The sequence below is a fragment of the Alphaproteobacteria bacterium genome (assembly GCA_018063245.1).
Classification (GTDB): Bacteria; Pseudomonadota; Alphaproteobacteria; order JAGPBS01; family JAGPBS01; genus JAGPBS01.
Map to the genome: position 1 here is coordinate 48,010 of JAGPBS010000002.1, position 8,179 is coordinate 56,188.

An 8,179-nucleotide genomic window follows, 5' to 3' on the forward strand; every position below is an offset into this window, starting at 1 on the left:
TTGTATAATTATAACGTATGGAGGGATATTATGTCAGATATAAATAAACCAGATCGTTCAAAGGTAGGAGTTGAAGACAACAAGGCTTTAGAAACAAAGAAAACTGAGTTTAATGAGCATAGTGTGTCACTTGATGAGTCTTCTCAGGCAGGGAGAATGGTGGGTAATTATAAAGCGATTGATGATTTTTTAAGCCCTATTGGTATGAGGATGTTGGATGCTATTTATGAAACTGATTTGAGTGAAGGTAAGCAAGCATTTGAAAAAGTACTAACACATCTTGCAGGTTCAAAAGGCGATATTTTGAAACTTTCTATGAAGAATGAGTATTTATATGGTTTAAAAAGTAATACTCTTTATGGGAAAAAGTACATGGAACTTACCCCGCGTCAACAAAGTAATCTTCAGAAATATGGCGGGGTTTCTAAAGAGGAAAGCCTTGTAAAGGCACAAAGGATCATGGATCAACTGACCCAATTGACAGGAAAGACTAAAGACGAAGTGCAGAAAAATTTATCTGGAGATTATTTTAGTGATTCTCCTCTAGATTTTGCTTTCCATCTTTTAGATTTTAAAGAAGGCGTGGAAAGATGTATAGAACATCAAGACCAGGATGAAGAGCAAAGTATGATACAGTGCTACAATAGCTATAGCCGCTTCAGAGATGCAATTTTGACCGGGGAAGTGTCCTCCGAGATGCGGTTGTTCTCGCATTTGCAAGTATTGATTCCCCCAGAAATAGGGCAATTAAAGGATTTAGAGGTGGTGTGGATTAGAGATGCATTAGTCGATTCATTACCACCTGAAATTGAGCAATGTACTAAACTAGAACTATTGGTGATTCCTAGCGGGCTTCGAGTCAGTGTACCGGATGCCCTGAAAAACAACCCCAAAATAACAATTAAAAATAACGTTTAAAAGCTAAAAAATTTTAAATGTGAATGAGGGCCAAGCTGATTTAAAATCAACTTGGTTTTCTGTTAATAAAGGTCTATGATATGGAAAATAGGACAATTGTCAGATCAGATAGTTGTTTTTTAACATATAACATAGCAGGTGCTCCACATGTTCTCTAAACTTCTTGGTTTTCTTTCAGCAGATATGGCAATTGATCTTGGTACAGCAAATACTCTTGTTTACGTCAGAGGACGCGGGATTGTTTTAAATGAGCCATCAGTTGTTGCAATCGTTATGATTAAGGGAAAAAAGCAAGTTCTTGCTGTGGGTGATGAAGCAAAATTAATGCTCGGAAGAACGCCAGGTAACATTCAAGCCATTCGTCCTTTAAGAGATGGGGTTATTGCAGACTTTGAAGTCGCTGAAGAAATGATCAAACATTTTATTCGTAAAGTCCATAATCGTCGCAGTTTCGTAAGTCCGCGTGTGATTATTTGCGTTCCATCAGGCTCAACAGCTGTTGAGCGTCGTGCAATTCAAGAATCAGCTGAATCAGCGGGTGCAAGACAAGTCTTTTTGATTGAAGAGCCTATGGCTGCTGCGATTGGTGCTGGCTTACCAGTGACTGAGCCAACAGGATCTATGGTTGTTGATATCGGGGGCGGAACAACAGAGGTTGCTGTTCTATCTTTAGGTGGTATTGTTTATTCTAGATCAGTGCGTGTCGGTGGCGATCTGATGGATGAAGCGATTATCAGCTATATTCGTCGTCATCATAATTTGCTCATTGGTGAAGGTTCAGCAGAACGTATCAAAAAACAGATTGGATCAGCTTGCGCTCCTGAAAAAGGAGAAGGGCCGATTATGACTGTAAAAGGACGTGATTTGATGAATGGTGTTCCAAAAGAGCTTACCATTAGCCAAAGCCAGATTGCAGAAAGTCTCGCTGAACCCGTCAGCCAAATCATTGAAGCTGTTAAAACAGCTCTAGAGCAGACACCGCCAGAGTTAGCTGCTGATATCGTTGACAAAGGAATCATTTTAACGGGTGGCGGATCATTGCTTGCAAACCTAGACTTTGTTTTAAGACATGCAACGGGTCTACCTGTCTCTATTGCTGAAGATGCTTTATCATGCGTTGCTCTGGGAACAGGGCGTGCGCTCGAGGAAATGAAAACGCTGAAAAATGTGTTGATCAATTAAATGGAGTGTTTGTGGGATTATGTTTTTCCACAACATGCTTCAGGAGAAATGAAGAGCTGAGAGTAAGATATGCGTCCGATCGTTAAAAGCAGAGCCTCTTCTTTTAGAGCCTACACGCAGAAGCTAACACTCCTTTTTTTCTTGGTGTTTTCGATTTTGCTGGCCAGTTTTCATTCATCTGAACCTGAGAAAATTAAACCGATTCAGACCTATTTTGATGATGTATCTGCTGGAATTTTGAGCCTTTTCACAAGCCCTGGGCATGTTTTTGTGAGGCTTTACGATTCCATCCATCACTATTTTGTTGTTTACGCCGAGAATGAGCAATTGCGATATGAGAATGCTCAATTGAAGCTCTGGCAACAAACGGCTTTAAGGCTTGAATCAGAAAATCATTCTATGAAATCTCTTTTGGCTTTAAAGGATCATGGTGGTCAGTCTTATATCTCAGCAAAAATTGTGGGAGATGCAATCTCTCCTTTCAGTAAAACATATTTATTGAAAGTGGGAGCCCATGATGGCATTAAGATGGGTCAGGCCGTTGTTGTTGGTAAGGTTCTTGTTGGCCATATTGTAGAGGTTGGTCAATCATCGTCACGTGTTCTTTTGCTCAGTGATTTTGATTCACACATTGCTGTTAAGTTCTTATCAAGCGGTGACAGAGCGATGATCAATGGAAATGGACTAAACGGTGTTTCAATTGAATTTATTGGTGATGACGTTCGGTATTTAAAAGATGATTATATTGTAACATCTGGTGTTGAGGGGTATTTGCCAGAAGGTCTTTTGATTGGGCGCCTGAAGCCTGGGACAATGGATATTGTTCCGCTGATTAACTATGAAAGACTTGATATTGTCCAGATTGTGATAGAGAATAAATCTTTGTTAGAAGAAATTGACAAATTGGGACAGGAATAAGCTAGCCGAAATGCCTGTTGTTCGGTAATTTATGTAAGTGTGGGATCTGATTGAATGACTGTATTATCGAGTGCGTACTTTGTGAAAAATCCTGTAAAAAAGCTTGTTCCAGGTTTTATTCTGATGGCTTTAATGATTTTTAGATTTGTTCCTCAAGGGTTTTATGGGTCGGCAATTCTTGTTGATGCTTTTTTGATTGGTGCTTTATTTTATTGGTCTCTCTTTGCTTCAAATCTTGTGCCTCTTATTTTTTGTTTTGTGTTTGGATTATGTTACGATTTGTTGGCAGGTACGCTACTGGGTGTTATGCCACTTTGTTTTTTGGTTTTAAGGTCAGCTGCTTATTACCGCCGTGTTCGGTTCATACGCTCTCCTTTTTCCAAAATATGGCAATATTTCGCTTTGTCGGTTATTCTTGCAGGTTTTGTACGGTATCTGCTTTTTTCTTACCATGCGAAGAGCATGTCTCTCTTTTTGCCCCTTGCTTACGATTACCTCTTAACGATTTTATTTTTCCCTTTGTCTTTTTTTGTGATGAGGAAAATCCATCAGTGGCTTTTAGCTTCGTAAGGGATGTAAGACATGGATTTTGATCACGATAAATTTCATATCTTTCAGCGGCGTAGTATTTTAATCGGCGCTTTCAAAGGTCTTTTATTGTCAGCGGTACTTGGAAGAATGTTTTATCTGCAAGTGATTGAGGGGCAGAAATATAAAACAATGGCTGAAAAGAACCGGATCAGTGTGAGACCTATCTCACCAGGACGAGGTTTAATTGTTGATTTAAAAGAAGAAATTCTTGCTCGAAATGATCAAAATTTTAGCGCTTTTTTTCTGCGTGAGAAAACAGATGATGTTGAAAAATCGCTCTCAGCTTTTGTCAAATTACTGCATCTGACAGATGGAGAACAAGAACGCATTCGGCGTTTTTTGAAGAGTCGGAAAAAGTTTTTACCCGTTCTTCTAAAAGAGAATCTAACTTGGGAACAGGTTGCAAAGATTCAATTTGCCATGCCTCATTTGCCAGGCATCTTTATTGATGTGGGTGAAATCAGAAGCTACCCATACAAGGGGCTTCTGGCTCACTTGCTTGGTTATGTGGGCTCGATCTCTCCTGAAGAGCAAAAAAAGAATCCAGATCCAATCTACACAATCCCTGGGATGAAGATTGGTCGTTCAGGGATTGAATCAGCCTTTGATAATCAACTTCGAGGCACGCCAGGGGCGAAACAGTTAGAAGTGAATGCACTTGGCAGAGTTGTGCGTGAACTTGCTCACGATCCAGGTAAAATTGGAAAAAAAGTACAGTTGACAATTCATTTGGGCCTCCAGCAGCGTATTGGTGAGTTGCTCCAAGAGCATCAGAGCGGTAGTTGTGTGGTGATGGATGCCCAAACAGGAGCTGTTTATGGATGCGTCTCTCATCCTGGATATGATCCCAATCTTTTTGTGGGCGGGATATCAGATACTAGCTGGAAACAGTTTTTGGAAGATCCAGCAAGGCCTCTCACCAATAAAGTGATCGCAGGTCAATATGCACCAGGCTCAATTTTTAAAATGACAATTGCTTTGGCGGCTCTTGAACATAATGCTGTTAACAAAAACCATCAGGTTTTTTGTAAGGGGTATATTGATTATGGAAACCACCGCTTTCACTGTGTTCATAAGCATGGGTGTGGAACAGTCAATTTTCATCGAGCCATTCAAAAATCGTGTGACTCCTTTTTCTATGATTTAGGAGGGCGACTCTCAATCGATCAAATCGCTAAGACAGCGAGAATGCTGGGCTATGGCCAAAAGTATGACTTAGGGCTTACAGGTGAGAGTCCGGGTCTGATTCCAGATAAGGCCTGGAAGATCAAAAAACATGGAGTCCCTTGGGTAGGTGGCGATACGATTAATGCATCGATCGGACAGGGTTATATCCTGGTGACACCATTGCAGATAGCTGTGATGACAGCCCGATTTGCAAATGGCGGCAAGGCTGTCACACCTTACTTTGTGCGTCAAGTTGATAATGAGTTAGTTCATCCCGTAAAATTTCCAGAGTTAGACTTTAACCCTGAAAATATTGATATTATTGTTGATGGCATGAAAGCTGTTGTGCAGCCTGATGGTACAGGGAAGCACGCTTTTATCGAAGATCCTTCGTTTCAAATGGGCGGGAAAACAGCAACAACACAGGTAAAGCGTATTTCAATGGAAGATCGTGAAAAAGGTCTTGTGGGGAACGAACATAGGCCATGGCATCATCGAGATCATGCCATGTTTACTTGTTTTGGCCCAACGGATAATCCGCGCTATGCGCTTGCGATTATTGTCGATCATGGGGGGTTCGGAGGCTCAGTTGCAGCACCCCTTGCTAAAAAGATTATGCTGGCTTGTAAAGAATTTAAACCAGCAGAGCTTGTGTAAGTGTTTTGCAAGCCTGTACATATAGATATTTTTACACAGTTTTTCTAACGCTTTTCTTTTTCATGCGTAGGCTTTGAGTGTTCCCTTTATTAATTGACATCTTATATTTAATGCAATAGATTATCTATGTTGAAGCTGATTTAGCTGCAAAGTCTGTTTATAATTGTGTATTTAAATTGTTAATTCTATTTATATAAGGAAATAAAATGTCAGGACTTTTACCTCCCAATCCAAACCCAAATCCTAATCCTAATCCTAATCCTAATCCGAACCCAAATCCTGTAGGAGCTTTGATCAATTCTGCCCCTCCAAAAAGACCTGTTGAATCAGCAGAACAGCCTCCTAAAAGGCTTCATATTTCCGTCAGGCCTGGGTCAGTGACTGTGACACATATTGAAAATCGAACTGTTGCGGCTCCTGCCGTAGCTTTAACGCCTCAGCAGTCTCTTGATAAGGCTCAATCTTTCAAGGCGCAGAGTCTTCAGGCTACAGTTTATGAAGACTATAGTCGTTTGCAACGGGAGGCTTTGGACCTTATTTGGGGTGTGTTTGAAGAAGGTAATCCTAGTGGTTCAAGGGAATCTTCTATCGCTTTACACATGCTCATATCAGAATTTAATCTCAATTCTGGTCACACAGCTTTTCAGGATAGGTTGAAAATGGCTTCGTGGTACGTGCATCGTCAGGTAGATTTCGGGCTTATGCTTTTAGATCAGAAAATTAGAGCTCTGCAAAAAAACGTTCCATTTGAGTCTAATGTCAATTTTTGTTTAAAGCTGTATGCTGTTTTGGAAAAAAATTCTGAGATTTCTAAATCTCTCGTTGCTATGGCTCTTAAAATTCGGCTTCAATCACGATTACTTGTTGAAGCTAAAAAAATGAAATCTATTTACAAGGCAGCACATAGATCTGAAAGTGCCGCAAAGTCGACCATCCGGGTTGGATATGATCGTTCTATGAATTTAGCCTTCAAGATATGGAATAGTCTTAAGGTGGATAGTACCGAGGCAGTGATTAAGCTTGGACATTGCTATTTCGCAGGACTTGGGGTCGCTCAAGATTATCAAGAGGCTTTTAGGCTCTGGAATTCACTTGATCGTGATTTGTGGGATGAGATTGGGTATAAATTAGGGCGATGCTATTATGAAGGTAAGGGCGTGTCACAAGATCAGGAAAAGGCAATCGATATTTGGTTATCCTGCAAAATTGACGAGAAGGCCGAAAATGCATTGGCGGATCATTATTTATCTGTCCTTTCAGAAGATGTGTCTTTATTCCTTAAAGACATTTTAGAGCCTCACAGCCCGGAAAATCGTCTTTGTTTTACGCGGGTCTTCTTTTATCTTCCCGTTGATATGCAAGAAAAAGTTATCGCTTTCTTTCAAGGCACTCAAAGTCGAGATGATCTTAGAGCGTTATTCCAAGCCTGGGATGATCAGCTTTCAGTTTCGGGCTTACTTCAATGGGGTAATGAGGGTCCAAATTATCCAGAAATGTTAATTTTCTTCCTTGAGAAAGTGGTGCTTGATCTTGATGCCATCAAACTGAGATGGATTGAAATTCTAAGAGATCCTGATGCTAGAATAATAACTCAATTTTGTCAGTTTCTATCTAAGGTCTTTGAAAAAAGTGATATGTTTGGTGAGTTTGATGAATTTACTCAAGAATATGTTGCAGCAGATATTCGCTTGTCACAGCTGAATGAGGCCACAAGCCCATATAAGATTTACGCAGATATTAAGGAGAATAGGGCTGTTGCTTGTGAGGTGACTCAATTGCCAACTGAAACTTATCAAGGCGTTAAGATGTCTCTGAAGCCTGCGTTTTTGAAAAATGAATTGGTCGGAAGGCAAGTTTATGTCAGAGATCTGCCGAAGCTGGATCTGCATGCGCGTCTGCAATCTGCAGTTCAATCTCTGATACAGAGAAAGAATGAGCCAGGTTTTGAAGGCGCCGTCAAGGATGTGACGGGTTCATCTTTGGTTGAGTTAGAGTCTCAAGCCCTTGGAAGTTCTTATCTTCTCAATCTATTAACCTATGAGAATAAAAAGCCAGGTGAGTTAGTGCCTTTGATTGCTCTGAAATTTATGAAGATTGTGGAGAATATTTTCTCAAAGTCTGCAGAAAGAGAAGAAGGGCAGGTTTTGTCGAATCGTGAAGAGACCTTGCTGAGGACGCTGGCTTCTATCGGCGGATGTATCTATGGAAAGAGAGAGGGCGTTGATGCTTACTATCCTTCTGTTGCAGCGGAATTTCCGATCAGATCGAGTCAGCCAATTGAAGACATCGCTCAGATGAAACCAGGTGAAGAAATGGTATATGAAGGGATTACGAATGCCATTGAAGCATTTATCACGAATCCCCAATCATACTTTTATAAAGTTCTCTGCTGTTTGAAACCTGGTGATGAGGTCATGGAAGCCGCTCACCAAACGATTCATGTGAAGAATATGATTGGTGGTGAGATTGGTCTTGAAGATAGTATTTTCTTTGATGTTCATACCCCTTTAATGTACGAACCCCTTCTTGCAAGATCGAAGCAGGAAATATTGGATATGTTTTATCAGCACTTTAGACCTCTTTCTCTTATAGGTCTGGTGCGGACATATTTGAACAAGGTCCTAGCATTGCCTAAATCAACGGCCTATACACATCTGAGCGAAGCCTTTCAAGACGTTCTTGATGGTTGCACTGATCCATGGCAAATTGACACAGACAAGGTCTGTGTTGAGCTGACGGATGAGGC

At 40.6% G+C, this 8,179-nt stretch carries 6 protein-coding genes; all 6 read left to right on the top strand.

Annotated features, from left to right (window positions below):
• Nucleotides 1-30 precede the first annotated feature (30 nt).
• Nucleotides 31-918: a hypothetical protein gene (locus KBF71_00520; GenBank protein ID MBP9876803.1), complete on the top strand. Its 888-nt coding sequence runs from the start codon at nt 31-33 to the stop codon at nt 916-918.
• A 147-nt stretch (nt 919-1,065) separates the two neighbouring features.
• Nucleotides 1,066-2,100 (top strand): rod shape-determining protein, encoded by a 1,035-nt coding sequence (locus KBF71_00525; protein MBP9876804.1) that lies wholly within the window; start codon nt 1,066-1,068, stop codon nt 2,098-2,100.
• Nucleotides 2,101-2,169: 69 nt separating this feature from the next.
• Nucleotides 2,170-3,018, top strand: coding sequence for a rod shape-determining protein MreC (gene mreC, locus KBF71_00530; GenBank protein MBP9876805.1), 849 nt, complete (start codon nt 2,170-2,172; stop codon nt 3,016-3,018).
• Nucleotides 3,019-3,072: 54 nt separating this feature from the next.
• The gene (gene mreD / locus KBF71_00535) at nt 3,073-3,588 is read left to right on the top strand and encodes a rod shape-determining protein MreD (GenBank protein MBP9876806.1); all 516 of its coding nucleotides are present in this window, start codon (nt 3,073-3,075) and stop codon (nt 3,586-3,588) included.
• 12 nt (nt 3,589-3,600) lie between these two features.
• Entirely contained in the window at nt 3,601-5,433 is a 1,833-nt protein-coding gene (gene mrdA, locus KBF71_00540) for a penicillin-binding protein 2 (GenBank protein MBP9876807.1), read from the top strand.
• Between the two features lie 206 nt (nt 5,434-5,639).
• The coding region (locus tag KBF71_00545; GenBank protein MBP9876808.1) for a sel1 repeat family protein at nt 5,640-8,179 on the top strand (2,540 nt) is incomplete at its 3' end.